30 protein-coding genes, 3 tRNA genes and 1 pseudogene are annotated in these 24,255 nt (G+C 36.4%); 17 read left to right on the forward strand and 17 right to left on the reverse strand.

Annotation, left to right across the window (positions count from 1 at the left end; translation table 11 throughout):
• Positions 1–378 (reverse strand): annotated as a pseudogene (locus HMPREF1019_RS01590) (UbiD family decarboxylase domain-containing protein); the annotation flags it as partial.
• A 75-nt stretch (positions 379–453) separates the two neighbouring features.
• Here HMPREF1019_RS01590 and HMPREF1019_RS09940 point away from each other — a divergent pair.
• Entirely contained in the window at positions 454–600 is a 147-nt protein-coding gene (locus tag HMPREF1019_RS09940) for a hypothetical protein (RefSeq protein ID WP_156786507.1), read from the forward strand.
• A gap of 148 nt (positions 601–748) precedes the next feature.
• On the opposite strand, the gene HMPREF1019_RS01595 is transcribed toward HMPREF1019_RS09940, so the two are convergent.
• Genes HMPREF1019_RS01595 through HMPREF1019_RS01610 form a run of 4 tightly spaced genes read right to left on the reverse strand, consistent with a single transcriptional unit; the run spans position 749 to position 4,322 of the window.
• Complete coding sequence (locus tag HMPREF1019_RS01595) at positions 749–1,552, reverse strand: 3'-5' exonuclease (RefSeq protein ID WP_009293925.1); 804 nt, start codon at positions 1,550–1,552, stop codon at positions 749–751.
• A complete protein-coding gene (rpe, locus tag HMPREF1019_RS01600; protein WP_009293926.1) occupies positions 1,549–2,196 on the reverse strand; it encodes a ribulose-phosphate 3-epimerase in 648 nt (215 codons plus the stop codon). The genes HMPREF1019_RS01595 and rpe overlap by 4 nt, the downstream gene beginning before the upstream one ends.
• Positions 2,197–2,205: 9 nt before the next feature.
• Entirely contained in the window at positions 2,206–3,579 is a 1,374-nt protein-coding gene (locus tag HMPREF1019_RS01605; RefSeq protein WP_009293927.1) for a hypothetical protein, read from the reverse strand.
• Positions 3,576–4,322, reverse strand: coding sequence for a hypothetical protein (locus HMPREF1019_RS01610; RefSeq protein WP_009293928.1), 747 nt, complete (start codon positions 4,320–4,322; stop codon positions 3,576–3,578). Before HMPREF1019_RS01610 ends, HMPREF1019_RS01605 begins: the two co-directional genes overlap by 4 nt.
• Before the next feature lie 185 nt (positions 4,323–4,507).
• Between HMPREF1019_RS01610 and rpmB the strand changes: the two genes are divergently transcribed.
• From rpmB to HMPREF1019_RS01635, 5 genes are all read left to right on the forward strand, one after another.
• The gene (gene rpmB / locus HMPREF1019_RS01615) at positions 4,508–4,699 is read left to right on the forward strand and encodes a 50S ribosomal protein L28 (RefSeq protein ID WP_002942221.1); all 192 of its coding nucleotides are present in this window, start codon (positions 4,508–4,510) and stop codon (positions 4,697–4,699) included.
• A gap of 22 nt (positions 4,700–4,721) precedes the next feature.
• A complete protein-coding gene (locus tag HMPREF1019_RS01620; RefSeq protein WP_009293929.1) occupies positions 4,722–5,852 on the forward strand; it encodes a potassium channel family protein in 1,131 nt (376 codons plus the stop codon).
• A gap of 117 nt (positions 5,853–5,969) precedes the next feature.
• Positions 5,970–6,176, forward strand: coding sequence for a DUF465 domain-containing protein (locus HMPREF1019_RS01625; RefSeq protein ID WP_009293930.1), 207 nt, complete (start codon positions 5,970–5,972; stop codon positions 6,174–6,176).
• A 134-nt stretch (positions 6,177–6,310) separates the two neighbouring features.
• A tRNA-Gln gene (locus tag HMPREF1019_RS01630) sits at positions 6,311–6,385 on the forward strand.
• Positions 6,386–6,413: 28 nt separating this feature from the next.
• A tRNA-Met gene (locus HMPREF1019_RS01635) sits at positions 6,414–6,488 on the forward strand.
• Between the two features lie 28 nt (positions 6,489–6,516).
• Here the strand turns inward: HMPREF1019_RS01635 and HMPREF1019_RS09790 are convergent.
• From HMPREF1019_RS09790 to flgL, 5 genes are all read right to left on the reverse strand, one after another.
• A complete protein-coding gene (locus tag HMPREF1019_RS09790; protein ID WP_223232074.1) occupies positions 6,517–6,771 on the reverse strand; it encodes a site-specific integrase in 255 nt (84 codons plus the stop codon).
• A 365-nt stretch (positions 6,772–7,136) separates the two neighbouring features.
• A complete protein-coding gene (locus HMPREF1019_RS01640; RefSeq protein WP_009293931.1) occupies positions 7,137–7,349 on the reverse strand; it encodes a hypothetical protein in 213 nt (70 codons plus the stop codon).
• A gap of 329 nt (positions 7,350–7,678) precedes the next feature.
• Positions 7,679–7,924, reverse strand: coding sequence for a hypothetical protein (locus HMPREF1019_RS09690; RefSeq protein WP_009293932.1), 246 nt, complete (start codon positions 7,922–7,924; stop codon positions 7,679–7,681).
• Positions 7,925–8,076: 152 nt separating this feature from the next.
• Positions 8,077–10,230, reverse strand: coding sequence for an FtsK/SpoIIIE family DNA translocase (locus HMPREF1019_RS01650; RefSeq protein ID WP_410369108.1), 2,154 nt, complete (start codon positions 10,228–10,230; stop codon positions 8,077–8,079).
• A gap of 89 nt (positions 10,231–10,319) precedes the next feature.
• On the reverse strand, positions 10,320–12,635 hold the full coding sequence (flgL, locus tag HMPREF1019_RS01655; RefSeq protein ID WP_009293935.1) for a flagellar hook-associated protein FlgL: 2,316 nt from the start codon (positions 12,633–12,635) through the stop codon (positions 10,320–10,322).
• 141 nt (positions 12,636–12,776) lie between these two features.
• On the opposite strand from flgL, the gene HMPREF1019_RS01660 reads away from it, so the two are divergent.
• The 5 genes from HMPREF1019_RS01660 (at position 12,777) to HMPREF1019_RS01680 (ending at position 16,310) form a co-directional block, all read left to right on the forward strand.
• Positions 12,777–13,523: a YaaA family protein gene (locus HMPREF1019_RS01660; RefSeq protein WP_009293936.1), complete on the forward strand. Its 747-nt coding sequence runs from the start codon at positions 12,777–12,779 to the stop codon at positions 13,521–13,523.
• Between the two features lie 123 nt (positions 13,524–13,646).
• Positions 13,647–13,949 (forward strand): HU family DNA-binding protein, encoded by a 303-nt coding sequence (locus tag HMPREF1019_RS01665; RefSeq protein WP_002942224.1) that lies wholly within the window; start codon positions 13,647–13,649, stop codon positions 13,947–13,949.
• Positions 13,950–14,020: 71 nt separating this feature from the next.
• Positions 14,021–14,107: transfer RNA gene (locus HMPREF1019_RS01670), tRNA-Leu, on the forward strand.
• Positions 14,108–14,257: 150 nt separating this feature from the next.
• Entirely contained in the window at positions 14,258–15,298 is a 1,041-nt protein-coding gene (locus HMPREF1019_RS01675; protein ID WP_009293937.1) for a Cj0814 family flagellar-dependent secreted protein, read from the forward strand.
• A gap of 175 nt (positions 15,299–15,473) precedes the next feature.
• Complete coding sequence (locus tag HMPREF1019_RS01680; protein WP_009293938.1) at positions 15,474–16,310, forward strand: hypothetical protein; 837 nt, start codon at positions 15,474–15,476, stop codon at positions 16,308–16,310.
• A 59-nt stretch (positions 16,311–16,369) separates the two neighbouring features.
• On the opposite strand, the gene HMPREF1019_RS01685 is transcribed toward HMPREF1019_RS01680, so the two are convergent.
• From HMPREF1019_RS01685 to fliL, 4 genes are all read right to left on the reverse strand, one after another.
• A complete protein-coding gene (locus HMPREF1019_RS01685; protein ID WP_009293939.1) occupies positions 16,370–17,047 on the reverse strand; it encodes a hypothetical protein in 678 nt (225 codons plus the stop codon).
• A 156-nt stretch (positions 17,048–17,203) separates the two neighbouring features.
• Positions 17,204–18,007, reverse strand: coding sequence for a hypothetical protein (locus tag HMPREF1019_RS10265; protein ID WP_009293940.1), 804 nt, complete (start codon positions 18,005–18,007; stop codon positions 17,204–17,206).
• 135 nt (positions 18,008–18,142) lie between these two features.
• Positions 18,143–18,487 carry a holo-ACP synthase gene (gene acpS / locus HMPREF1019_RS01695; RefSeq protein WP_009293941.1) on the reverse strand — a complete coding sequence of 115 codons (345 nt, stop codon included), beginning with the start codon at positions 18,485–18,487 and terminating at the stop codon, positions 18,143–18,145.
• The gene (gene fliL / locus HMPREF1019_RS01700) at positions 18,484–19,020 is read right to left on the reverse strand and encodes a flagellar basal body-associated protein FliL (protein ID WP_002942267.1); all 537 of its coding nucleotides are present in this window, start codon (positions 19,018–19,020) and stop codon (positions 18,484–18,486) included. Before fliL ends, acpS begins: the two co-directional genes overlap by 4 nt.
• A gap of 58 nt (positions 19,021–19,078) precedes the next feature.
• On the opposite strand from fliL, the gene ybaK reads away from it, so the two are divergent.
• Positions 19,079–19,561 (forward strand): Cys-tRNA(Pro) deacylase, encoded by a 483-nt coding sequence (gene ybaK / locus HMPREF1019_RS01705; protein WP_009293942.1) that lies wholly within the window; start codon positions 19,079–19,081, stop codon positions 19,559–19,561.
• Here the strand turns inward: ybaK and HMPREF1019_RS01710 are convergent.
• Positions 19,550–20,536, reverse strand: coding sequence for an SAM-dependent methyltransferase (locus HMPREF1019_RS01710; RefSeq protein WP_009293943.1), 987 nt, complete (start codon positions 20,534–20,536; stop codon positions 19,550–19,552). The genes ybaK and HMPREF1019_RS01710 overlap by 12 nt on opposite strands.
• Entirely contained in the window at positions 20,533–21,141 is a 609-nt protein-coding gene (locus tag HMPREF1019_RS01715) for a trimeric intracellular cation channel family protein (protein WP_002942237.1), read from the reverse strand. Before HMPREF1019_RS01715 ends, HMPREF1019_RS01710 begins: the two co-directional genes overlap by 4 nt.
• 117 nt (positions 21,142–21,258) lie before the next feature.
• Here HMPREF1019_RS01715 and HMPREF1019_RS01720 point away from each other — a divergent pair, with 117 nt between their 5' ends.
• Positions 21,259–21,924 (forward strand): lipid-binding SYLF domain-containing protein, encoded by a 666-nt coding sequence (locus HMPREF1019_RS01720; RefSeq protein WP_009293944.1) that lies wholly within the window; start codon positions 21,259–21,261, stop codon positions 21,922–21,924.
• A gap of 106 nt (positions 21,925–22,030) precedes the next feature.
• Here the strand turns inward: HMPREF1019_RS01720 and HMPREF1019_RS01725 are convergent, their stop codons facing one another.
• Positions 22,031–22,240 (reverse strand): hypothetical protein, encoded by a 210-nt coding sequence (locus HMPREF1019_RS01725; protein WP_002942234.1) that lies wholly within the window; start codon positions 22,238–22,240, stop codon positions 22,031–22,033.
• A 150-nt stretch (positions 22,241–22,390) separates the two neighbouring features.
• Here HMPREF1019_RS01725 and HMPREF1019_RS01730 point away from each other — a divergent pair, with 150 nt between their 5' ends.
• From HMPREF1019_RS01730 to HMPREF1019_RS01745, 4 genes are all read left to right on the forward strand, one after another.
• Complete coding sequence (locus tag HMPREF1019_RS01730; RefSeq protein ID WP_009293945.1) at positions 22,391–22,837, forward strand: Fur family transcriptional regulator; 447 nt, start codon at positions 22,391–22,393, stop codon at positions 22,835–22,837.
• Positions 22,838–22,939: 102 nt separating this feature from the next.
• Positions 22,940–23,263 (forward strand): HMA2 domain-containing protein, encoded by a 324-nt coding sequence (locus HMPREF1019_RS01735; protein ID WP_009293946.1) that lies wholly within the window; start codon positions 22,940–22,942, stop codon positions 23,261–23,263.
• Positions 23,256–23,906, forward strand: a complete 651-nt coding sequence (locus HMPREF1019_RS01740; RefSeq protein WP_009293947.1) for a hypothetical protein — start codon at positions 23,256–23,258, stop codon at positions 23,904–23,906. Before HMPREF1019_RS01735 ends, HMPREF1019_RS01740 begins: the two co-directional genes overlap by 8 nt.
• 31 nt (positions 23,907–23,937) lie before the next feature.
• Complete coding sequence (locus tag HMPREF1019_RS01745) at positions 23,938–24,249, forward strand: hypothetical protein (RefSeq protein WP_050805231.1); 312 nt, start codon at positions 23,938–23,940, stop codon at positions 24,247–24,249.
• Positions 24,250–24,255: the final 6 nt, after the last annotated feature.

A 24,255-nucleotide genomic window follows, 5' to 3' on the forward strand; every position in this document is an offset into this window, starting at 1 on the left:
CACTATGCCACGCTTCACAAGCTCAGCCATCACTTCGCGCTCACAGTCAGTTTGCATAGGCCAGCCACGAGTATAGCCCTCTAACTCGTCCTTGCTCGTCGCATCCACGCAGAAATTTTCGCCATCTATATAGATATCACGCAAGGCATCTATGTTATTTGTCACGCGCCAAAGCAGCATATATGGATTTTCTAGGTAGTTTTGCATATCCACTACGACTAAAAGCTTGAAAAACTCCTTAAATTCCAAAAGCTTAGAAAATAACTCTTTTACAGGGCGATCTTTTTCAAATTTAATCACACAAATAGGCGTTTTACTCTGCTTTTTAAACTGCCTAAGCCCCTTAACATTTGGCGAAACGCTTTGAAATTTAGCCAAAAGTTTATCGTTGCTTAAAATCGTAAATTTAACCTCAAATTTAACCCACAGCTTTAACGAAAATAAATTTTCACATTGGTACAAACTCTAAATTTAGCCACAAAAGCAACCCACCTAGCAAACTGTGTCATCAGTGGCGACGGTTGGCTATTTTACGCATACAAAAACTGGCATTCACGAGAAATTTATCACAATGACAACGTTGTTTCAGGGATTTTGTAAAGATCAGCGCTTGCAGGGCGATAGACTGCGAGATTTTTGAAAGCACAATGATTACAAACCGTGCTAAGATAGATAGTTTCTTTTAAAACACCCTCAGCCAAATCAAATTTCTAAATTTCCACCCAAGTGGCTTAAATTTAAAATCGCCCTACTCCAAGGCTTTTAAAACTGGCTCTGGTTTTAGCTTTACGCTTGGGGCATTTTTGCTAAAACTTATGAGATCCTCTGTCGTTTGTATGCTAAATGGCAGACGAGTTAAGCAGACTTTGAAAATTTCAGCCGCTGCTATCGCGTCATTTAGGGCTCTGTGGTGAGTATTATTTATGCCAAGGAGTTCTTTTAGCGAGCCAAGGCCGTATTTTTGCGAAGCGATGGTGCGGCGGCTAAGATCGATGGTGCAGAGTTTTCTATTTAGCAGTATGCCAAGACCGATCTCATTTAGACTATGCGAGATAAATCCGTAGTCAAAATTTACGTTGTGCGCGATAAAAACGCTAGTTCCAAGAAAAATTTTAAACCGCTCCAGCACGTTTAGCAAATTTGGCGCACCGACTAGATCACTAGCCTTTATGCCAGTTAGCTCCGTGATATTTTCAGGCACCACACTAGCTGCCACAAAGCTTTCAAAGCGCCCTATTTCAGTGCCATTTTTCATTTTTATAGCGCCTATTTCGATGATCTGGCCATTTGTCGTGCCACCAGTCGTTTCGATATCCACGACGCAAAATTCCTGCTCGCTTATATCTCTAAATCTCGTGCCAAGCTCGATCTCGTTGCTTTCATTTCTAGTGATGTCAAGCCCAAGAGTTCGCCACATATCAAGGTCACGCACGTCAATGAGCGATGAAATTTCCTCAATATCGCTAAATTTTAAGATAAACTCGTGATAGCCTAAATTTTCCCTAGCTAAAATTTCAATGCTATTTTCTAAACGCTGTTTTTTTGGTTTCAAAACTCAAGCTTTATGGCGCGAATGGCTTGTTCGTAAGAATTTGATGAGAAGATATAGCTGCCAGCCACCAAAACATCAGCCCCAGCCTCTTCAAGATCAGGCGCATTTAGTCCGTTTACGCCGCCATCTACTTCGATGAGGCACTTGGCGTTTTTGCGCTCTATTAGCTCTCTTAGCGCCCTTGTTTTCTCAAGCACGACTGGCATAAATTTCTGACCGCCAAAGCCGGGATTTACGCTCATTAATAGCACCATATCGACTTCATCGATGATATGCTCGATCGCACTAACTGGCGTGTGCGGATTTAGCACGATGCCAGGACTTACGCCGTTTTTTCTGATGTGATCGATGAGCCTCATTGGATGCTTCTCTTCTTCTATGTGAAAGGTTAGAAATTTCGGCTTTAGTGGCAAGAAAAGGTCGGCAAAAAACGAGTTATTTTCAACCATTAAATGAATATCAAGTGGCTTTGTAGCGGCCTTTGCAACGGCACTTACCACGACTGGCCCGATGGTTAAATTTGGCACAAAATGCCCATCCATAACATCAACATGCACCAGATCGCACCCAGCCTCGCAAATGGCTCTTATCTCAGCTGCTAAATTTCCAAAATCAGCCGACAAAATACTAGGTGCAACGTACATTTTAAATCCTTATTTACTTATAAATATAAAGCCCGTCTCCCCATCTTTCACATTTAGTCTGGTTATAATCCCTACGCTACTACGATCAAAAAACATTTCATCAGCCAGAAACTTAGGTAGGCTAACTTTTACTTCTATCTCTTTTTGCAAGAGTTGGGCTAAAATTTTATTTGTAATGATACTAAAAATTTGAGAATATCCGCTTAAATAACCATCTAAATCATCTTCATCTGACATAAATATTGAACAAATTTTATCAAGTCTTTGTTTTTTTAACCCAAACAATATTCTCATATCAATATCGCCATAAAATTGGACACAAACACGCAAGAATTCGCATTCGTCTTCTATATCAAAGGTGCCGGCTTTTGTATCTACACACAAAGTGTCTTGCTCAACCAAAGACGAAATCGTCTTACTCACACATTGTATAACATAAGGTGAAATTTGTGTAGCTGCTTTACTTATATTTATTGGCTCTATATCAAAAGTTCTCTTTTCAAGATATAAAACAGAATTATCTTTATAAAAATCATACAAATTTTTATATATTAATATGTTTGAGCCCTTCAAATTTGTTGTCAATTCGTTTGACAAATTTGCTTCATTGACACCACAAAGCGATATAAAAGCACCATTTTTTTGAGCAGTATTTGCAAGGTTGATTAAAAAATTTGCACCTCTTATATTTAAAGCACATGCGATATTTACCCATAAGATAAAAAATTTATATCCGATTCTTTGCATAATATTATGCGTTTCTAGATCAAAATTCTCTACAAAATCTGAATCGATAAATCCTCGCACAGAATAAATTACAATCCCGCCTTTTATAAATGTATCTATTCGCTTTTGGCTTAGTTTAACGTGGTTTAGTGGCGATACCACACAAGTAAACGAACTTTTTTTACTATTAAATTCGTTAATATCTTTTGCTTCCACTACATCATATGTACGGTCTTTTAAATATTCTGCTAGATAGTGTCTATACTGCTCAGTTGGGTTATAAACAAGTACTTGAGAATTTGTCTCACTTATAAATTTATTTAAAAACAAATCCGCAATTAGTTCGTTTTCAAAAAGTGAAATATTTAGGATATTTTTTACAGTTTTGATCATTAGCTCGTAAAAAATCTCATTGTAATCGCAAATAGCAAGTGTAATACCAAGTTTCTGCGCTTCTTCGCTTAAATTTTCAATAGCTCCGCTAAGCCAAAGAGGGCTAAAAAAAGTAACATTTTTTAAAGAAAGCAATATAGAATCAACATTGCGCGAAGATATTTGACTAATATGCTTATCGCTTAGTTTTAACGGAGCCATATTTACTTCTAAAAATCCAAATGGCCTCACAATGGCTATTGAGCCGTTAAATGTCAGCTTCATTTTTGTAGCGCTTTTTTTATAAATATTATGCTTTGCATATCTGCATGAACACTAACATCTAAAATTTTATCAATGCCAAACTCATAAAACTCAGGTCTGCTGGCTTCATAAGAAAGTAAAATTTTAAAATAGTAAAGCATTTTTCGATCATCTTCACTCAGTGAATTTTGTTCCATATTCATCGCTTTTAGTACGATCTCCCAAAGGCTAAAGCCGTACCTTTTTTGTAAAATTTTATTGTAGCTTACATCGGAGTATAAAACTATATCAGAAACAGGATATGGATACATCGAGAAAAGTTTTTCGCAAATTATCAGGCAAGCTAAAGAATAAGAAGCGAACGGCAGATAGGCACGAAATTTATCATCAAAAGTATTTATGATCCTTACCCAATCAGATAAAATTTTAGAGTTAAATTCTATTAAATCAATAATTTTTAAATTAAATACTCTGTAAGTTTTAGGAGATTTTAAAAATATAAAATAAGAAAGCACGATCGATCTAAAAAGATCGATACCTAGCATATTTGCTGCTACTGTTATATCTTTGCCATCATAAGGAATTTCAAGCTTGATGCGTTTAAAGACAGATTCAAAATAGACCCTAAATGAAGCTGTGTTTTCCAAAATAGCACTTGCTGCAACCAAATCACCAGTAATCAAACATTGCTCTACTTTATCAAAAAGGCTTGGCATCTGTAAAACAATATCAACATTTTTTTCTATTAATTCTCTACTAAGCATACTAAATCACTTAAAATTACTTAAATATTTTGATTTTTTTATAATTATATAATAAAAAATATTATTTTAACTAGATTATTAATAAAATCAACTTAATCTTTAACAAAAAAAAAAAACGAATTTAAGCAATACTTTGGTTTTGTTTAGATAAAATCAGCAGAAATTTTTGTTTATAAGGAAAAAAAATGTCAAAAAGATGTGCGATAACTGGCAAAGGACCAATGGTAGGCAACAACGTGAGCCACGCCAACAATAAAACTAAAAGAAGATTTTTACCGAATCTTAGAACTATCCGTGTTACTCTAGAAGATGGCACAACAAGAAGAATAAAAGTTGCTGCTTCTACTCTAAGAACCATGAAAAAGCAGTCAAACTAAGAGATAAAATGAAGAGGAATTTATGTCTTTTCTCTCAAGACTTTTAAAATTCCTCAACTGGTCAAACTCCGCAAAACCAGAAATAAGCCTAGATACTGAGCTTTATGAACAACTAAAACCTTTTAGATTTCCACTAATTTCAGTGGTACTACTGTTACTTTTTGGAACACTTGGTTATATCTTTATAGATAACTTCTCTCTCATAGATGCCTTTTACCAAGCAGGTATGACCTTCACGACGGTCGGTTTTACCGAAGTTGCGCCTATAACTCCAAAGGGACGAATTTTTACTATAACATTTATCCTTGTTGGCTTCATCATTTTTACGCTATCAATCGGTATCGTTGTAGAAGTTCTAAAAAGAGGCACATTAATTAGCATTTTAAAGGAAAGGCGTATGCTTTACAAGATCGCAAGACTAAAAAATCACTTCGTTATTTGTTATCACAACCTCTACACGATCGAGCTTAGCGCTCAGTTTCGTGAAAATCACATACCATTTGTGGTGGTTGATGACAGAGAAGATATCGCAGAATTAGCTCAAATTTACAAGTATCCATACTTCATAAAAGCTCAGCCTCACACTCAAATCGCCTTTTTAAAAACGCATCTATCAAGCGCAAAAGGACTAATCACTCTTAGCCCAAATATCGCTGATAATATCGCACTTATCGCTTCTGTTAGACTTTACGAAAAAGAGATAGGCCGCAAAAAACCTTACCATATCATCACAAACTCCGATAGTGAAGATGACACACAAAGACTTAAAAAACTTGGTGCCGATAACGTAGTCAGCCCATCTCGCCTAGTCGCACAGCGTCTAAGTGCCATGAGCGTAAGACCTGATATGGAAAATTTACTCGAGCAATTTCTATACACAAAAAGCTCGCCTATTGATATAGAAGAAATTCTTGTGCCTGACTACTCTTGGATAAGGTTTAAAAGGCTAAAAGAGACGCATCTAAGAAATATCACAAATGCTGACGTGGTCGGCATTAGAGATATAAATAATAAATTTATCCCGATGCCAAATGGTGATACTCTAATTGGAACAGGCACAAAGCTTTTAGTCATCGGCACAGTTGATGGCATACGTCTAACCAAGCGCCTAGTAAAGAGTAAACACAAGCCAGAAGAGCTAAAATACGTTTAGTTTTTGCATTTTGTGATAAATTTGACTTAACCACTAAGCTTTTATAGATCTAAATTTAGATAGCCAAACATTTACAAAGCCTTGTTAAAATTTATAAATTTTTTACAGGAGCTACGTATGTTACACGAATACACTGATCTCATAAATGAGTTGAAAAAAGCTGATATTCATTTTGCCGCACTTTGCAAAAAGCATGACGAGCTAAATGAAAAGATAGATAGCAAAGCAGCGCAAGCCTCTGAGCTTGATACCTTGAAAAAAGAAAAACTAAAACTAAAAGATGAAATTTACGCTCAAGTTTTAAAATATAAAGAGCAAAAATAAACAAACCATTTCCAAACCATTTTTTGCTTTTAAATTTTGGTTTGGAAATTTTATTTTTAATAAAAATAATTTTTTTGCAAAAAGACCTTGACAAATGACATTAAAGTCTATATAATTACAACTCTTAAAAACATTGGGGTATCGCCAAGCGGTAAGGCAACTGGTTTTGGTCCAGTCATTCAGAGGTTCGAATCCTCTTACCCCATCCACTTTTAAAAATCCCAAAATAACTCTTATCGCGGAGTAGAGCAGTGGTAGCTCGTCGGGCTCATAACCCGAAGGTCGGCGGTTCAAATCCGTCCTCCGCAACCAAATACCAAGGACTTTTACCACCTTTTAACTAAACACCAACTCCCACACCATCGCGTATATCATCAACATTTAAATGCACGTAATGTAGGCTACTTTTAATATCTGTGTGACCCATAAAAGCCATCAGTTTATGAGCGTTAAATCCCTTCAAACTCACTAACCTAGAAGCCACTGTATGGCGTAATACGTAAAGTCCATGAGTGTTGCTAGTCCCTAAATATCCAAGATGGTTTCTCACAGCCCACCACATACGATTTGCTGTATCGTGATTTAGGTGAGTTATAGGGCACTTATCAAGTGGTAAGTCTTTGCAGTTATCATAAAGTTTATTAAGATGTCAAATTTATTTCGTAAGTATCGAGAGCATTTTTTTAATTACGTTACAACTCTTTCAAGTGTCAATTAGCACATTATACGGATTTGCTTCATAAAGAGTTTAAATATTTTAAAATGTTTTTAGCTATTTCTAAAATTTATTTTTAAATTTTTAACGATAGTTTTATTTCGTAAACTTTCATTATCCATTAAATTTAGTAGAAGAATTTAAATTAGCACAAGGCTTTTATATCTTATCCGCGACACATCTAACAAGTTCATCTTCGTTATCACCCAGATATTCACTCCAAAAATCAATCTTCAAAATTTTTCCTAACTGCTTTGTTGCAAATCATCCAGCCAACGACCATCTATATAATCAACCTTTTTAACTTTCGAGAGTAGAATTTCTTGTGTTTTTAGCTCGTAAGTTTTTCTAATAAATGTTTCATCATAATCATCCTCTTCTTGCACATCATATAAAGATTTATACTTTTCTATACACTCTTCGTATCTCTTATACTCTTCATTTCCATGGTATAGCAAATTTGCACTTTTATCTAGCCTATGATTTATAAAAAGTCCATTAGCACTATATACTCTGGCACAGGACCGTTATTATCACTACTAAAATATCTTACAAGCTTGAAATCTTTTCCATCTAGCGCAAAAACATATTCCCAGTATCTGTACTTGCCATAACTATAGAAAAATTTTAGCTCACTATTTTTTATCTCTACTGCAAGCTCTGGTGGAAAATAAACGCCACCATCTTCATTTGGGCTCTCAAAGATATCTCTCTTAGTTACTACAGCCTCATATTTGTCGCCATTTTAGAGCAAGATCATGATACCACGACGATTTTTATTTACTATTTAACACCATTTATCGTCCTTGGTACTCTCATCGCAACCATCACTAAAAGGTAAAAATTTTTCCTTAAATGTTTCTTGAATTACTACAACTACATCCTCTATGCCATCTTTATTTAGATCACCCTTGATGGCATCATATAGCTCAGTTTGTTTTGGCAATGATACTTTCACTGCCGCTAGCATCTTATTATCTAGCTTAGATAAATTCTCTATCTCATACTCATTGCCAGAAAAAGGTATGCTCATCTACTTTAGAGTTTTTAGCACAGAAGCTGATTTTGACGAGTTTATCTCTACATTACTCGTATTAATATCTTGAGCAAAGATAAAATATAGTATTAAAAAAGGAATACAAATGAGAACTCCAAATTTAAACATTTTTATTCCTTTATCTTTATTTAAACCAAAATTTCTCTTTGTCCTTTTGCGTTTACAGGGCTTAAAACGCCCATTTTTTCCATCTGTTCTATTATATTTGCAGCTTTGTTGTAGCCTATTTTTAAGCGTCTTTGTAGGTAGCTGATCGATGTTTTTTGCTCACTTAAGATGATCTCTTTTGCCTCTTCATATAACTCATCAAGCTCATCTTCACCTAGCGCGCCAGCAGCTGAGCCTGCGCTAGAACCCTCTTCTGCTAGAAATTTCTCATCATAGATCACGTCTTGTTGCTCTTTTAAGAAATTTACAATTGTTTCTATCTCTTTTTCACTCGCAAATGGCGCATGTAGCCTGATCACTCCAGGGCTTCCAGGAGGTGTAAATAGCATGTCCCCACGTCCTAGCAAGCTCTCAGCTCCCATTTGATCAAGGATGACCTTACTATCGATCCTCTGCCCTACTCTATAGCTTATCCTGCTTGGTAAATTTGCCTTTATAAGGCCAGTCACGACGTCGACACTTGGGCGCTGGGTCGCTACTATCAAGTGTATGCCACTAGCCCTTGCCATCTGCGCTAGGCGACCGATGTAAAGCTCCACGTCCTTGCCGCTAGTCATCATAAGATCGGCTAGCTCATCAATGATCACGACTATATATGGGAACTGCTCGCCGCCCTCGCTCTTCATCTTTTCGTTGTAGCTCTCTATATTTTTTGTGCGAGTTTGGCTCATTATCTTGTATCTTCGCTCCATCTCAGCGACCATGTTTGAAAGCGCTGTGATCGCCTTTTTAGCCTCTGTGATAACAGGCGTCAAAAGGTGTGGGATGTCGTTGTATATGCTAAACTCAAGCATCTTTGGATCGATCATCATTAGGCGCAAAGTTTGTGGGCTATTTCTATAAAGCAAGCTTAAAAGCATCGCATTTATGCCCACACTCTTGCCAGATCCTGTTGTACCAGCGATTAGCAAATGTGGGAGCTTTTTGAGGTCAGTCACAAAAGGAGCGCCCACGATATCCTTGCCAAGAGCCATGGTTAGCGGACTGCTAGCATTTTTAAAGACTTCGCTTTCTAAAATTTCTTTTAGATAGATCGTCTCTAAATTTTGATTTGGCACCTCGATGCCAACGACGTCTTTGCCAGGGATCGGCGCTTGGATACGGATAGTTTGAGCCTTTAGCGCCATCGCTAGGTCATCTTGCAAAGTGAGGATTTTACTCACTTTGATGTGTGGGGCTGGGCGAAACTCAAATGTCGTGACGATAGGACCAGTATAGGTTCGCACCACGTCACCATCTATCTTAAATTTACGCAGCTTATCGAGTAAATTTGAAATTTGCTGGTCGATCTCTGCCTCATTTATATTGTGCGAGCGCTTTGGCGGGTCGTTTAGAAATTTAAGCGGTGGCAAGACAAAGTCTTTTGGTTTTTCGACCTTGCCGCGCTCTATCTGATCAAGAAGTTTTTTGTTTTCAGCCACTTCATTTAAAATTTCAACTCCGCCTATAGTTGCAGGTCTGCTCTCTTGTGCTGGCTCCATCTCTGGCTCATATTCTGGCTCGCTCTCTAAATTTAGCTCATCATCATTTAGCACCTGAGCGTCTATAAGCTCTTCTTCTTTTATCTCGTCAGCTTTTGGCTTTTTGCGCTCTATCTTTGGTATTTGCCTTGCCCTTACCTCTTTTACGCTTCTGCTTTTTTCTTCATAGCTATTTGGCTCTTTATCTACAAAAGCCTTTCTTAAAACGATGATGAAATTCTCCCTAAAAGCAAGTCCAAGAGAGATGATAAATATCATAAGTATAGCAACCGCAGTGCCGATAGCGCCGATGACTTCTTTTAGCGCTGAGACTATAAAGCCACCTATCACGCCGCTATTTGCTCCAGAAGTACTTAGCGCTTGAAACATCAAAAATGCGATAAAAAATAGAAAAATCCCAACTACAAACTGGGCAAAATCAAAGTCAAATTTCTTAAAATTTTTATATACAAAATAGCCCAGAACGATAAGTAAAAATGGATAAACATAGGCTATAAGGCCAAAATATTTAATATTAAAAACGCCAAGGCTTTGTCCAAGTGAGCCTACAAAATCAGCAGTCGGAGCAGCCGTAGCGATGCCAAAATATATAAAAAAACAAACAAAAATAGTAAATAATATATGTCTTAAAATTTTAGATCCTTTTGTTAAAAAGGCTTATTATAGCACGCTTGAGTTTAATTTTTAAAAAATCAGCAAGCTAGGCCTGCTGATTTATCATTTTAGTTTAGGTAGTTTAGCAAGCTTAGTTGATTTATCTTAGCGCTTGCTTGAAGAGTAGCTTGATATGAGAGTGAAAGCTGTGTAAATTTGAGGTATGACTCTGCATAATCTGCGTCTATGACGTCATTTTTAACGGTTAGCACATTTACTTTCATGACCTCTGCACGCTGATTTGTCGCAGTTAGAAGCTTTGTTTGAGAGCCTATCTTTGTAAGTTCTTTATTTGCGTGATCTATCAAGTGATCTAGCCTTTTTAAAGCGCCTTGCATGCCGGTATTTCGTGGATCGTGATTGTTAGCATCTGCTCTATAGTAGCCATTTCTAACGGCAAATATCATATCATCAAGGTCTTGAAAGACACTTGTGCTTGGCTCATCGATAGTTAAAGCATTATTTTCATTAAAGCTAAATACTGAGCCCTTGCCTTGAGGGTGGCTTGCTGCGCCAGCAGTGTTCATGCCAGTGCTATCTCCGTCAAATATATCTCCATTTTTCGCATCATACATAGTTAGCTCTATATTTGTGACAGATTTTGTCTTGTCAGTTAGCACCATCCTGCCTTTATCATCTAAATTTACCTCTACTGCGCCTTTAGTCTTTGACAAAGCGTCTTTATAGGCATTGTAGTTTTGATCTCTTCTTACCTTTTCGATATCTGTATCAAAATTTGCATTCTCTGCATGTGGAGGATTTGGGATATTATCGCTTGCAGCCATCGCTACGATATCCATTAGCTGACGATATGTAAAGTCGCTTGCATAGGTTCTGTAGCTACCAAATTCATCTGAGTTATAGACGGTCAAATTTCTAGTTGGAGATACCACGCCAGCAGCTGTTGTAGATGTTATCTCAAACTGCACTGGGGTGTTTACGCCACCTGCTTCGCCCATTTTTACTTTGATGTCGTAGGTCGTGCCAGTGATTGATTTTACTTGCATGCCTATCTCTTGGTGGTCTATGTTGTAAAGCTCTCTCTTTCTAGCATCGACATCTTTTGGGTATAAATTTCTATTGTAGCTCTCTTTTGTGCCAGAAACCTCGCTTAGCTTTGTCTGATCAGTTGCAAACTCACCCGTTCTTCTAGCAACTTGAGGTAAATTTGCGATTAATTCATTGTCTTTTCGCTCAAATCTAACCTTGTCATAGTCAAATGCGTTTGTTAAATTTCCATCTTTATCAAGGTATTTGCTCTTTGTAAATTCAGTTATATGAACCGTTTTTGGCACAGCATTTGCAATATTTTCAAGGCTTTGTAGAGAATTTATCGTATCAAGAGTATTGTTTGGAGCTATCGCACCACGATTTGCTGCCACAGAAGTAGCTGCAACCATGTGAAAGTCTATCGTTTGATTGCCTTTTGTGAGGTCTTTTATATTAAATTGTCCGTCGTTATTTATGCTCACATCGACAACTTTTGTCGTCTTTGTGTTGCCAAATTCCATGCCGATCTTCTCCATCAAACCAGCCATTGATGTGTCCGCACTCATCTTAAATTTACTTGTAAATGTCGTGCCGTCTGGCTTTTTACCTTGCATGAAAAAGTATGTGTCAGGGAAATTTACATTTGAAGTATCCAAAAAGTCGAAATCAGGCTCGATCGTGCCTTTATAAGAGCCATCACTGCCCACAACTGAGTCGCTTGCGTAGTTTAGACCGATCATATTTTTTATCTTGCTATTTTCATTAAGATATTTTGGTGCATAAGAGATGTCAGTTCTAGTTTGATCAGCTAGCATCACATTTGTTGTCAAAATTTTGTTGTAGTCGCCATCTTTTCCTAAAAATAGATCAAATCCCGGGATATTGTAAGGAAGCTCTACCTGAGCGCCAGCTGAAGTTTTCATATAGTCGCGGTTGCCTTGATATTTACCTGAGCCATCGATCGGCTTAGTATCCACAGCACTACCTGAGAATAAAAACTGCCCATTTATAGAGGTATTTGCGATATTTACAAGGTGGTTTTTGATGCCCTGAAGGTCGTTTGCCAAAGCTTCAAGAGATGTTGTGCTATGCACGTCACTGGCTGCTTGAACGACTTTTGTTTTAAAATTTTCAAGCTGTTTTTCAAATTCTTGCAGCGCATTGTCCGTGTTTTTTGCAAAATTTACTGACTTACCGGTAGCATCTGCCACTTGAGTGAGAGTGGTCGCTTCATAATCAAGCCTCATCGCATCGTTATAAACCGCAGCACCGTCGTATGGATCTTGGATTTTAAGTCCGTTTGAGAGCTGCTGGTAGCTTTTATTTACGCCAACCATATTTTTTTGATAGTCGTGTAAAGTCTGACTAAAACGTAGTTGATTTGTAATTCTCATAATTTTTCCCTAAATTTTTATTCACTCTAAGCAAGAATAATTCCGCTTTGTGATATATCGGTGAAAATTTGATTTTTTTTAGTGCAAAAAAGTTTTATTGTATAATCTGCCAAAATTTACATATATAAAATAGGAAAAAAAATGGCGTTAAAAATCCTCTTCTCACCAAGCGAAAGCAAAATTTCTCTAAATACAAATGATAAATTTGATGGTAAAAATTTGATTTTTTCTGAGCTTTTTAACAAAAGGGCTGAAATTTTAAAAAGATATGATGAGTTTTTAAAAAGTGCAAATTTAGACGAGATAAAAAAACTTTTTGGACTAAAAGAGCTTGAGGATAGCGAGCAACTGCGAGAAAGTCTTTTTCAAAAAGGCAGCATAAAAGCTATCTTAAGATATGACGGCGTTGCCTATAAGCACCTAAACTACCGCGGACTAAGCGATGACGCTCAAAAATATATAGATAATAATGTTTTGATATTTTCAAATTTATTTGGGCCAATTTTAGCAAAAGATGAGATAGCTGAGTACAAACTAAAGCAAGGCGAAAAGTTAGCTGGCTTTGATATTTCTAAATTTTATGAGCAAAATTTTAGCAAGGCAGTCGATAGCTTTTTAGAAAATGATGAAATTTTAGATCTTAGAGCTAAATTTTATGAGAAATTTTATGTGATAAAGAAAGAATTTACGACATTTTGCTTTTTGAAAAACAAAAAGATACTAAGCCACCATGCAAAAGCTTATAGAGGTGAGGTTTTGCGTCAGATCGCAAATGCTAAAGTGACAAACAAAGATGAGCTAATGGATTTAAATTTTGAAAATTTAAAGCTTATAGATATGAAAAAGATAGGGCTAAAAAACGAGCTTACGTTTGAAATTTGTGAGTGAAAGTTCAAATTTTGGTCTTTTTTACTAAAAAATGCAAAAAAAGAGCTAAATTTAGGGAAAAAGTATTGTATTTTTTTTTAAAAGAGTGTAGAATTGCCGCATAACTTCTTAAAAGGATGGTTCATGAAAAAAGCTGAATTTATTCAAGCGGTTGCCGACAAGGCTGGTCTTTCAAAAAAAGATACTCTAAAAGTTGTTGATGCTACTTTGGAGACAATCCAAGCGGTTCTTGAAAAAGGCGATACAATTAGCTTTATAGGCTTTGGTACTTTCGGTACTGCTGACAGAGCTGCAAGGAAAGCTAGAGTTCCTGGAACCAAGAAAGTAGTCGACGTTCCTGCTAGCAAAGCGGTCAAATTCAAAGTTGGCAAAAAACTTAAAGAAGCAGTTGCTGCTGGTGCTGCTAAAAAAGGTAAAAAGAAATAATTTTCTTTTTCGGGGAGCAAGTCTCCCCTTTTTCTTTCTTCTAACAATTTTAAAATTTTAATCTTAACTTAGCCCGAGTGGTGAAACTGGTAGACGCGTCAGACTCAAAATCTGATAAGGGCAACCTTGTGTCGGTTCGAGTCCGACCTCGGGCACCATTATACAATATCTTAAAAAGAGCAAAGACATACAACGATATATAGTTACAAGTAATTATTTTTTTACTGAATAACAACGGAGCATGAAATACCAATTTTCTCTGGAACACCTTTTGCTTTAAACTATAAAAGAAGCTAGGAGGTCAAACCATGAATGATATTAGCATTTTAAGCACCAATGTAAATTCATATACCAAGCAACAACACAAACGTGAGAGATTTTTAAATTTTAGTGATCTTATAAAGCAAAGTGTTAAAGAAGAAAGCAACAAACCAAGCCAAGAGCCTGCTAAATTTACTTATATCTCTTCTTCACAAAATAGCCTCGTCTCTTTAAATTTTAATGACCTTCAAGCTTATGGCTACACAGTGGATAAAGCAGGTTTTATGGGAGCTGATTTTAACAAAGCCGCAGGCTTGCCAAAGGACTTTAAAATCCATAAAAGCACACTTGATGAGTTTAGTAGATTTGCCGAGCGCAACCATGTGCTAAACCGCATCAAAAGCAAAGACGAGCAGATAAAGATCTTTGATAATATTGATATGGCTGACACCATAAAGCACTACTACAGACTATTTGATCAAATGACCTCTGCTTTAGGCGATGATAAAAAGAGCTACACCCTTGCAGATATAGGCAAACTACCAAAAGGTTACAGCACAAAAGGCACTCACTACGATGCCAAAGGACATTTGCTAAAAGATCTATCAAGCTCTACTATCTCAAACATCTACTCTAGCACTGATGAGCTAAATAGCGCTAAGTCTCTTAGCAAAGAGCTTTCAAGTGCAGGCGTTAGGCTCATAGTAAAAGAGGTTGATTTTACGATGAGCGAAGCAGGTGATGAGTTTAGCTTTAACCCTGATATGTCGGTATATCAAACAGATGAAGGTTACAGCAAAGAAGCTCTTTTTATGGGATTTTTGCGTAGTTCTAGACCACTACCAAGTGATAGTGCAAAGACTAAGCTAAGTAGCGCTGCCTTAAATGATATCTCAGGCACTGGAGAGCATAAAGAGTATTTTGTAGATTTTGAAAAAGTGGGTAAGGATAGCGAGAGCATAAAAGCGCTCATAAAAGAAAGACTTAAAGAGCTAACACTTTTAATGTATGAAGATCAAAGAACATTAACGCAGAAAGTGTCACCTCAAACGAATATGAGAAATTTAAACCAACTAGCGAGGATATAAATTCTCTAGCAAATTCTTGGAGTGAGAAGTTAGATTCTATTAGTAAGACTTTTGTGTAGAGATAAGTTATATATAAACTAAAATGTTTAAAAGACGATTTACCAACTAAGAAAATTTCACTCAAATAAATTTTGAAAAATCGTTGAGTAGTTTAAAACTTACTAAGGATAGTAAAATGCAAATTTCTAGCTCGCCTTATCCTTATCTGTCTAGAGAACACATAGCTAGTGAGATGGGGTTTAAATTTAATGATATAAACGAGATCCTTGATAACAATATGGGATATGGTATGAGCTTTCCTGAATACGCAAGGCTTGATAGAAAAGCTCAAGCTGCGGCTTATGATAGACACATATATCCACTATCTGGCTTTACAAAAGGCGATGAAGCAAAAGTCACTATCATAGGAAAGCTTAGAGGTTATGATCCTGACTTTACAAGCGAGCAGCTATTAGATCTTAAAAATTTCATAAATGAAAGCAAGGGTTTATTTGTAGAGTATATACAAGGTCAGCAAGCAAAACCAGACAATGATAAGCCAAAAATTTTAAGAGATACCCCATATACTGTAAATGAATTTTTAAATGAATATCGTGGCAATCACCAACTGCTATTTATGCAAAACTCAAGGACTATTGATCTGCTTGATAGTGATATGAGCGTTGATGAGTTTAAAGAGGAGTGGGCTAAATATGCACTAAAAGAGCGGTTTAATATAACTTTATCTGGCGAAGATACCAAAAATGCTGTCAATATACTAAAAGAGATGAATGAAAAAGGTTTTCAGGATATAGAGAGCGTTGAAGAAGAAAAAGACGACACCAAAGAGAAAAAATTTACTCCTATACAAGCTGAAAGCAAAAATACTGAAACTTATGACATTACTAAGGATGAGAAATTTTCGTTTTTACTTAAGCTTCAAGAGCTTGAGAGAGAACGAGGTATTGATGTGCTTCGTATCATGCAAAAGCTTGAAGAAAATGGTAAAAAGGTTGTCGATAAAAAGGTTTAAATTCATCTTTATAGTCGCTACTAAGTTACCCCTATGACAAGGTCGTTCTACTTTATCCATCAAGCCATCTTATTTAAAATTTGCTTCTTATCTATCTTTTGCATAAGCTCCAAGACATCTATGCCTCTTTTTTCTTTGAAATTTAAAAGCTCTCTTGCATATAGAAATTTCTGATCCTTGTTTATATCATAGGTCTCATACTTCTTCTTAACCTGCATAGGTTTAAATTTCTTCTCGCTTTGCTCTTTGGCGAAATTTGCATTGTATTCTTGCTCTTCTTTGTGTAGTTTGGCTAGAAATTCTTTATGCTCTTTCGTAGTTTTTTCTACATCTTCTCTATAAAGCTTTTTAAACTCTTCTATACTTAGATCAGCTCTAGCAAACAATCTAGCACCATCATTACTCATCATTGTATCTTCAGAAAATGATTTCATAAAATCTTCTAGCTCAGCCTCTTGTTCTGCTGTGCCGATACCAACCATTAGCCCAGATATTGTTGGCTTGCCATCTACTGAGTTAGAAAGCAACCAGTCCATGTGAGATTGTAATACATTGATCTCAAATTCCTCTAAGTTCTCTGGATATTTTGATAATAAAGCTCGCCTTTCATCAATGGTATAGCTATACTTTTTTGAAAGCATATTGTCTATCTTCTCTATGGTTTCTGTTATCCAGCCCTCTTTACTTTGGTCTATATCAATAAATTCTTTTACATTATCAGTCCAGGGTCTAAACATATACTTTGAGTAATCAAATTTCTCTTCGCTGACGCTTTTGTCTTGCTTGCCTTTTTTGGCTACATTTTCTATTGTATTTTCTTTTTGGATAGTGTTATCTTGTATCGGTGTGTTGCTAAGTCCGTTTTATGCTAGTTATCATTTCAGCTCCACCCCTTACGCCGTCTTATCCACTTTAAGCTTTGCCACTTTTTCTAAAATTTCAAACATACTCTTGCCACTATCAAATTCACTCTTTATAAATTTATATATCTCCTTAAATCTCTCATCGGCTTCAAGCTTATAGGTTTGAGATTTTTTAGTAACTTGTATAGGTGTAAATTTCTTCTCTTTTTTATCTTCTTCGTTTTGTGTTTCAAGATCGTTGATGGAATTTATAGTTTCCTTTGCTAGACCCTCGTCAAGCTCTAAACCAAAGCGCTCATTTAGTGCAAATTTAGCCCATTTACCTTTAAACTCATCAACACTCATATCGCTATCAAGCAGTTCAGCTGTCTTACTACCGCCAAAAGCTATAAAAGAGAGGATTTTTTTATTTGCAAACTGATCTATAAAATCATCAACGCTAAGCTTTTTACTATTTAATGGATCTTTGAAAATTCCCTTTGGCTCAAACGCTGGATTTCTCTCAAGCCCTAAAGCACCGCTATCATCTATAAATTTCTTTAGCTCATCTATCTCATCTTTTGAAAAAGCGTCGTCATAACCCATTAGCTTGCCAAGTATGCTTACTTTTGGCTCTCCTTCACCTTTTACGAAGCCAGTGAGTGAGTGATCATATCTGTCGTATTCTCTTGCTCTTTCTTTATCATCTAGCCTTGCATACTTAGAAAATGTCATACTATGACCCATATCGTTACTAAGTATCTCGTTTATATCATTAAATTTAAAACCCATCTCCCTTGCTATGTTCTCTCTTGAGAGATGGTTATGGGTTGAAAGATTATTAGAAATTTGCATTTTACTATCCTTAGTTTTTATGATCACCAAAGGTTACATCAAATTTCGTCTTTTTTGTAAAAAAGTTTATATAAGTATTTGTTTGTAAATTAGGCTTTACATCAAAAAGTAGCTAAAAGTTAAAAAAGATAAATTTCACACGATCATCACTGCAGCTACGGCAAATCCGCCGTCGTGAGTTATACTAAGGCTTGCTTCTTTGATGTTAAAGCTTGTATAAATTCTTGGGCTAAATTTTATCTTTGGTGCGTTTCTTGCGTCTTTACTGAGCATAATGTCTAAAAAACCACACTCCTTGCTGATGCCCACACCAAGGGCTTTGCTAGCTGCTTCTTTGGCCGCCCAAAATCCAGCCAAAGTCGCATCATTTTTTGCTAGCGCGATCTCGCTATCACTTAAAAATCTCTTTAAAAAAAGCTCGCCGTGACGAGCCTTAAGTCTTGAAATCCTATCTATCTTAACGATATCGATGCCTATCATTGCACCACGAAATCAGTAAAAAATATGTTTTTGATGTAGCCATCATTTAGCACTTCATTTAGCTTGCCGACGATCTCGTCTTTTAGCCTATCTTTGCCCTTTGCAGTGCTTACTTCTTCGTAAGTTTTAGAAGAGAGCGTTCTTATGATGATATCTCTTAAAAGTGCCTTTTTCTTATCAAGCTCGGCAGTTAGTAGCTCGTCGCTTTGCTCTAGATCGATCTTAGTTTTAAGAAATCTCGAGCCATTTTCACTAAGTAAATTTACGACAAACTGATCGAGCGGATATATCGGTCCCATGTTCGAATAGTCGTTGCCACCGCGTTTTGCTTTGTTTTGAGCGGGTGCTGGTTGAGTTTGAGTCTGAGCTGGTGTTTGCGCCATATTTGCCTCTTTTGGCTCGTCAGAACTAAGCATCAAAAACGCCACTAGCCCTCCGATAACTAGCAATAAAACAAATATCGCGATGATGATTATCATCAAAGCGCCATTGCCACCTTTTTTTGCTTTTTTCTCTTCAACTTCTTCAGCCATCTTTCCTCCTTTAAGTTTTGGCTATAATTATACAAAAAATTCACAAAAATGAGAAAAGATGATACATAAAACCAACGCCGCTAGGCTTTTAGACAAGCTAAAAATAGAGTATGAGATACTTGAATATGAAGTAGATCTAAACGATCTTTCAGCCGTTCACGTAGCAGCTAGCACCAAGCAAGATATAAAGCAAATTTATAAGACGATCGTCTGCCAGTGCGAGCCTAAAAATTTTGTCGTTGCCTGCTTGCAAGGCGATCTGGAGCTTGATCTAAAAGCACTTGCTCATGCGTGCGGTGCCAAACGCTGCGAGCTTATAAATTTAAAAGACCTAGAAAAGATCACCGGCTACATCAGAGGCGGCTGCTCGCCACTTGCTATGAAAAAGCACTTTGCAACATTTATCGATGAGCGAGCAAGAGAGCAAGAGTACGTGCTAGTAAGCGCTGGAGTAAGAGGCAAGCAGATAAAGATAGCTCCAAACGACCTTTTAAAGGCTTGTGAGGCGGGTTACGCTGATATCGCTAGGCTAGCCCTTTAAAAACTCTATAAATTTAAACTTCTCGCCTAAAAACTCGGGCGAGAGTAGAAATTTTGCCTGTTTTGCAGCGTTTTCGTAGGCTTGCTTACTGCCTTTTTCAAGTACCAAAGATAAAATTTCATCCACGCCAAAGTCGCAAACTAAAGCATCATTTTGTTTTTTAAATTTAAGCATCAAAAAGCCAGCCAGAGAGAAAGCCTCTTTTACCTGCTTAAAACAAAGGCTATAAGTTAGATCTGAGCTTTTAAAATATGGCTCGAGGTTTGAAATTTCAAACAATGAAAAAACTTGATGATCCTTAAAAACTCTTAGGCTAAACTCATTTTTTGGTTCAAATTCGCCGTAGTCAAAGCTTAAAAATCTCACCTTTTTTGCCGCATTTGCAAGCTGGAGTGCAAATTTGGCGTAGCTAGTTGATATCTCGCCCTTTTTTATGCCAAATTTCTTTGCAAGAGCCAGCAAATTTTGATCAGCTTTTTGCCAGTAAAATTTTAGTTCATCATCCACAAAAAGCATATTATCTGCGTCTATCACCTCGCAGCTAAATGCGTCAAGTAGCTCATTTGAGATGACAAAAATTTCATCAAACGAGCACTCGCTCAAATTTTCATAGTGTTTTATCTTTACTTCGTCACCAAAGTGGCTTTTAAAGGTTTTAAGCTGTTTTTTGCGTAAAATTTCATGAGGTTCTATGATGATAAACTCTAAATTTGGCAAAATTTCTGGCTCAAGCGTAAAGATGCCCTGTGCAAAATCAGCTAGCATATCGCCAGAGTTTGCACCGATCTCCACGACTTTGCAAGAGCTAGAAATTTCGCCATTTTTAAGTAGCTTTACAAAGTAGTTTGCAAGGCAAGCACCAAAGAGGTAGCCAACGCTTACATTTGTGTAAAAATCACCCTTTTTGCCAATATCCACGCCAAATTTATAGTAGTTTTCATTGACCCAGATATCAAAAAACTCGCTAAATTTCATAGATCAGGCAGCTTCCAGCCTCTATAAAATGCAAACATCCTGACCGTTATGCCAGCAGCTAGCAACAGCATGGTAAAAAATATATTGCTAAGGCCTAGATGATAGAGGATAAAGTAGGCAAGCCCCACGCCAAGGCTTATCGTGCCGTAAAGTCCTGTGCGCAAAAACCATGGGACTTCATTTAGCAAGATATCTCTTAAGATACCGCCGCCAACGCCGTTAAAAAAGGCGATCATCATGACGCCAAAGATGTTGTAGCTATACTCGATGGCAACCATCGCTCCAACGATAGAAAAGCAGATAACGTCGATCGCATCGGCAAAGATAAAGACAAATTTCTTCTCCAAACCATCTCTTTTTATATGTAAATTTGTGATCCTAGATACGACAAGCATAAAGATGACGACGCTTACTGGCATGTAGTGAGTAAATGAATAAACCGCCCTGCCAACTAGCATATCACGCACGATGCCGCCTCCAAGTGCGGTCAAAAATGCAGACAAAAAGACGCCAAGCCAGTCACACTCCCTCTTTACTGCAAATAAAAAGCCACTAAGCGCAGCTGATGCGATACCGACGTATTCTACAAAAAGTATTAAGCTCATATTTTTTCCTTAAAAATGGGCATTTTATAATGAAATCTCATAAAATTTCATTAATAAATTTTTAAATAATAGTTTATTTTAGGCTATAATAACAAAAATTTTAAATAAGGAAATTTGATGAAAAAAATTCTAACTTTGCTCTTTTTGATCGGCTCATTTTTTGCGTTAAATTTAAACGCTGACGTGATCCAAAATCAAAAATTAAAAAATGCGATAAACATTTTAAACGCTTTTGGCACTAGAAATTTAAAACCAAATACCAAATTTACAGGCATCAAAGCCATCGCCATCATCCCAGATGTAACAAAAGCAGGTGCGATCATCACTGGCTCAAAAGGCAAAGGCGTATTTATCGCTAAAAACGACGATGGCGAGTGGTCAAGCCCATTTTTTGTAAATTACACATCTGGCAGCATCGGACTTCAGCTAGGATATAGCTCGGCTGATATGATCATCTTGTTTAAAAACTCAGAAGCCTACGCAAGCTTATTTAACGCAAAAGATACGATCAGCCTAAAAGCAGAAGCAACTGGCGGCGTTGGTAACGAAGTGGCGATAGCTAGCGATTTGCCTGAAATTTCAGCATTTGTCGAGGAGCGTGGCAAGACTAGTGGAGCTTTTGTTGGCGTTAGCTTAGACGTGGCAAGACTTAAGATAAACGCGCAAGATACAAACGACTACTACGATAGAATGTATGAATTTGAAGATATCTACAACAACAGCCCAAAAGCTAGCAAATATACAATTAAATTTAAAGAGATAACCTCAAAATACTTCTTATAAAAACCTCACATCTTGGCTCTTTTAAAAGAGTCAAGCTCTTTTTTAGCATTTTAAAGATTTTTGAAATTTAGTTTATAAATTAGCAAGATTATGGCTTAGCCTTTTGCTAAACCATAAATAGTGATACAAAGCGTTTTTTAGGGATCGGAGAAAATTGAGTCATATATTCAAACGCCTCTTCGTAGTCGCCGTCAGTGTATTGCGCGACTTGCTCGATAAGCTCGTAAAGCTCTTCGTCATCCATCGAGTCAAAGCTGCCTCTATTTTCCAAAACCTCTAACAAAACGGCGTCTAATTCTAGCTCGTCGTAAGTCATTTCGTTCCTTAATTCTGATTTAAAAAATGCGAAACTATACCAAAAGAAGCTTATAAAATACTTTACTTTAAATTCGTAAGAAATTTTATGCATTTTTTAGTAGCAAAGTTGTAAAATCTTTACTTTCATTATCAATTTGATAGGGATTTTGTGGAAGACTTTGAACTATTTTACAAGCATTTTAATGAGTTTTTAAAAGCTTTTGGTCAAAAAGGCTCAGAGATAAAAGAGCAAATTTTGCGTGTGCTTTTTACTAGCAAGTCGCATCTAAATGCTCAAGAAATTTGCCAAAAAATTTATGAAACTTACAAAAATGAAATTTCAATGACTTCGATATATACCTTTTTAAATTTTCTTGAGGAGCACCATCTGGCAAATAGTTTTGAGCAAAATGGTGTTAAAAATTATGAGCTAAATTTAAAATCCTCTCACGATCACTTGATATGTGAAATTTGCGGCAAAGTGGTTGATTTTGAAGATGAGATGATAGAGCAAAGACAAGATCAAATTTGTAGTCAAAGATCATTTAGTGCAGAGTCTCATAAGATGATACTTTATGGAATTTGCAGTGATTGCCAAGCAAAAAATGGGATTTAAATTTATCATTTCATTTTACTTTTTGATAATGAAAGACAAAAAAATTTCAGATTTGTTTAAGTTACAGATTAGATAATACGCAGACAAAATAAAAGGATGAAAATGGATATAAAAACACAAACTTTAGCACAAGTTGCAAGCTATTTTTCGATGATAGCTCACACAAATGGCAGACTAAGAGTAAGAGTTAGCCCAAAGATCAAAGAGCTAAGCAGCAGCGTAAATTTAGCCAGTTTAGATGACATGATAGCTCAGATAAATGGCATAAAAAATGTTAAATTTAACAAGCTAATCGGCTCTGTAACGATCGAATACGATCATGAAATTTTCCCTAAAAATCTCTGGGAGGATCTCTTAAAAGGGCAAAATTTAGAAGAAATTTCAGCTAAAGTAAATGAAGTAGCAAGAGAAGTAAAATATGCTTAATGAGCTTTTAAACGCCTCTTATACGAGCGAAAAAAACGCACTTAGGTTATATGAAAGCCTAGCTTCATTTGGCGAAGTATTTGATCAAATCGCAAGCGTGAGAAAAAATGCGATCATTTTGATAGAGAAATTTGCAAGTGCGCATGAGTATGAGCTTGTTTGCGAAAATGAAGCTATCTTTTTGCCAGCAAAAAATAAAGAAGATGCGCTGATAGAGGCACTAAACTATGAAAATGAGCTAAACAAAATGTATGAGAAATTTTGTGAAAGCTTAGATGATGAAGAGCTAAAAGATCTATTTTTTAGACTTTGGGCTACTTCAAATAACGAATATATCGCCTCTTTAAAGCACTGCTTAAAAGAAATTTATAGTGGAGCTGGAGCAAAAAATGAGCTAAATTTAAATGAAATTTCGCAAAATTTTGAGCAAAATGGCATAACAAATATTTTAGAAAGCTATCAAAATGACTTTAATGAGATAACTAAAAGCTTGCAAAATATCGCAAGTGGCAAGGCTGATAAAAGCGAGTTAGCAAAGATAACTAATAATCCAAATTTCTCGTTTTTTAGCGGGCTTGCGCTTGGGGCATTAGGCATTTCAGTAGTTAGCAAAAATTTTAATAAGGATGAAGAAGATGAATAATTTACAAAATCAAACAAAGAAAGGATTTAAAATGGCATTACCATTTTTAGCAGGTTTAGCAGTAGGCGGTTTAGCAATAGCTGCTTGGAATAAAAGAGATAAGATCAAAGAGTATGCCCAAGATGGCTTTGATAAAGGCAAAGAGGCTGCAAAAGATCTTTACAAAAAAGGTAAAAGCGTTGCAAAAGATGCAAAAGACTTTATAGTAAAAGAAGAGAAAAAAGCAAAACATGGTGCTAAAAAAGTAGAAAAAGAGGCTGAAAAAGTGGTTAAAAAAACAAGAAAACCACGTGCTAAAAAGCCAGCAGCTCCAAAAGCTATCACACCAAACGATATAGCTTAAGGATAG

The sequence above is a fragment of the Campylobacter sp. 10_1_50 genome (assembly GCF_000238755.1).
GTDB classification, from domain to species: Bacteria; Campylobacterota; Campylobacteria; order Campylobacterales; family Campylobacteraceae; genus Campylobacter_A; species Campylobacter_A concisus_R.

Excerpts from the sequence above, each read along its gene's own strand:
- HMPREF1019_RS01740 (WP_009293947.1), top strand. The coding sequence starts at position 23,256 with ATGCTTAATGAGCTTTTAAACGCCTCTTATACGAGCGAAAAAAACGCA.
- HMPREF1019_RS10265 (WP_009293940.1), bottom strand. The coding sequence starts at position 18,007 with ATGCAAATTTCTAATAATCTTTCAACCCATAACCATCTCTCAAGAGAG.
- HMPREF1019_RS09690 (WP_009293932.1), bottom strand. The coding sequence starts at position 7,924 with ATGAGCATACCTTTTTCTGGCAATGAGTATGAGATAGAGAATTTATCT.
- HMPREF1019_RS01685 (WP_009293939.1), bottom strand. The coding sequence starts at position 17,047 with ATGTTTAGACCCTGGACTGATAATGTAAAAGAATTTATTGATATAGAC.
- HMPREF1019_RS01735 (WP_009293946.1), top strand. The coding sequence starts at position 22,940 with ATGGATATAAAAACACAAACTTTAGCACAAGTTGCAAGCTATTTTTCG.
- HMPREF1019_RS01665 (WP_002942224.1), top strand. The coding sequence starts at position 13,647 with ATGAAAAAAGCTGAATTTATTCAAGCGGTTGCCGACAAGGCTGGTCTT.
- rpe (WP_009293926.1), bottom strand. The coding sequence starts at position 2,196 with ATGTACGTTGCACCTAGTATTTTGTCGGCTGATTTTGGAAATTTAGCA.
- rpmB (WP_002942221.1), top strand. The coding sequence starts at position 4,508 with ATGTCAAAAAGATGTGCGATAACTGGCAAAGGACCAATGGTAGGCAAC.
- HMPREF1019_RS01605 (WP_009293927.1), bottom strand. The coding sequence starts at position 3,579 with ATGAAGCTGACATTTAACGGCTCAATAGCCATTGTGAGGCCATTTGGA.
- HMPREF1019_RS01745 (WP_050805231.1), top strand. The coding sequence starts at position 23,938 with ATGGCATTACCATTTTTAGCAGGTTTAGCAGTAGGCGGTTTAGCAATA.
- acpS (WP_009293941.1), bottom strand. The coding sequence starts at position 18,487 with ATGATAGGCATCGATATCGTTAAGATAGATAGGATTTCAAGACTTAAG.
- HMPREF1019_RS01720 (WP_009293944.1), top strand. The coding sequence starts at position 21,259 with ATGAAAAAAATTCTAACTTTGCTCTTTTTGATCGGCTCATTTTTTGCG.
- HMPREF1019_RS01625 (WP_009293930.1), top strand. The coding sequence starts at position 5,970 with ATGTTACACGAATACACTGATCTCATAAATGAGTTGAAAAAAGCTGAT.
- fliL (WP_002942267.1), bottom strand. The coding sequence starts at position 19,020 with ATGGCTGAAGAAGTTGAAGAGAAAAAAGCAAAAAAAGGTGGCAATGGC.
- HMPREF1019_RS01680 (WP_009293938.1), top strand. The coding sequence starts at position 15,474 with ATGCAAATTTCTAGCTCGCCTTATCCTTATCTGTCTAGAGAACACATA.
- HMPREF1019_RS01675 (WP_009293937.1), top strand. The coding sequence starts at position 14,258 with ATGAATGATATTAGCATTTTAAGCACCAATGTAAATTCATATACCAAG.
- HMPREF1019_RS01610 (WP_009293928.1), bottom strand. The coding sequence starts at position 4,322 with ATGCTTAGTAGAGAATTAATAGAAAAAAATGTTGATATTGTTTTACAG.
- flgL (WP_009293935.1), bottom strand. The coding sequence starts at position 12,635 with ATGAGAATTACAAATCAACTACGTTTTAGTCAGACTTTACACGACTAT.
- HMPREF1019_RS01620 (WP_009293929.1), top strand. The coding sequence starts at position 4,722 with ATGTCTTTTCTCTCAAGACTTTTAAAATTCCTCAACTGGTCAAACTCC.
- HMPREF1019_RS01660 (WP_009293936.1), top strand. The coding sequence starts at position 12,777 with ATGGCGTTAAAAATCCTCTTCTCACCAAGCGAAAGCAAAATTTCTCTA.
- HMPREF1019_RS01715 (WP_002942237.1), bottom strand. The coding sequence starts at position 21,141 with ATGAGCTTAATACTTTTTGTAGAATACGTCGGTATCGCATCAGCTGCG.
- HMPREF1019_RS01725 (WP_002942234.1), bottom strand. The coding sequence starts at position 22,240 with ATGACTTACGACGAGCTAGAATTAGACGCCGTTTTGTTAGAGGTTTTG.
- ybaK (WP_009293942.1), top strand. The coding sequence starts at position 19,079 with ATGATACATAAAACCAACGCCGCTAGGCTTTTAGACAAGCTAAAAATA.
- HMPREF1019_RS01710 (WP_009293943.1), bottom strand. The coding sequence starts at position 20,536 with ATGAAATTTAGCGAGTTTTTTGATATCTGGGTCAATGAAAACTACTAT.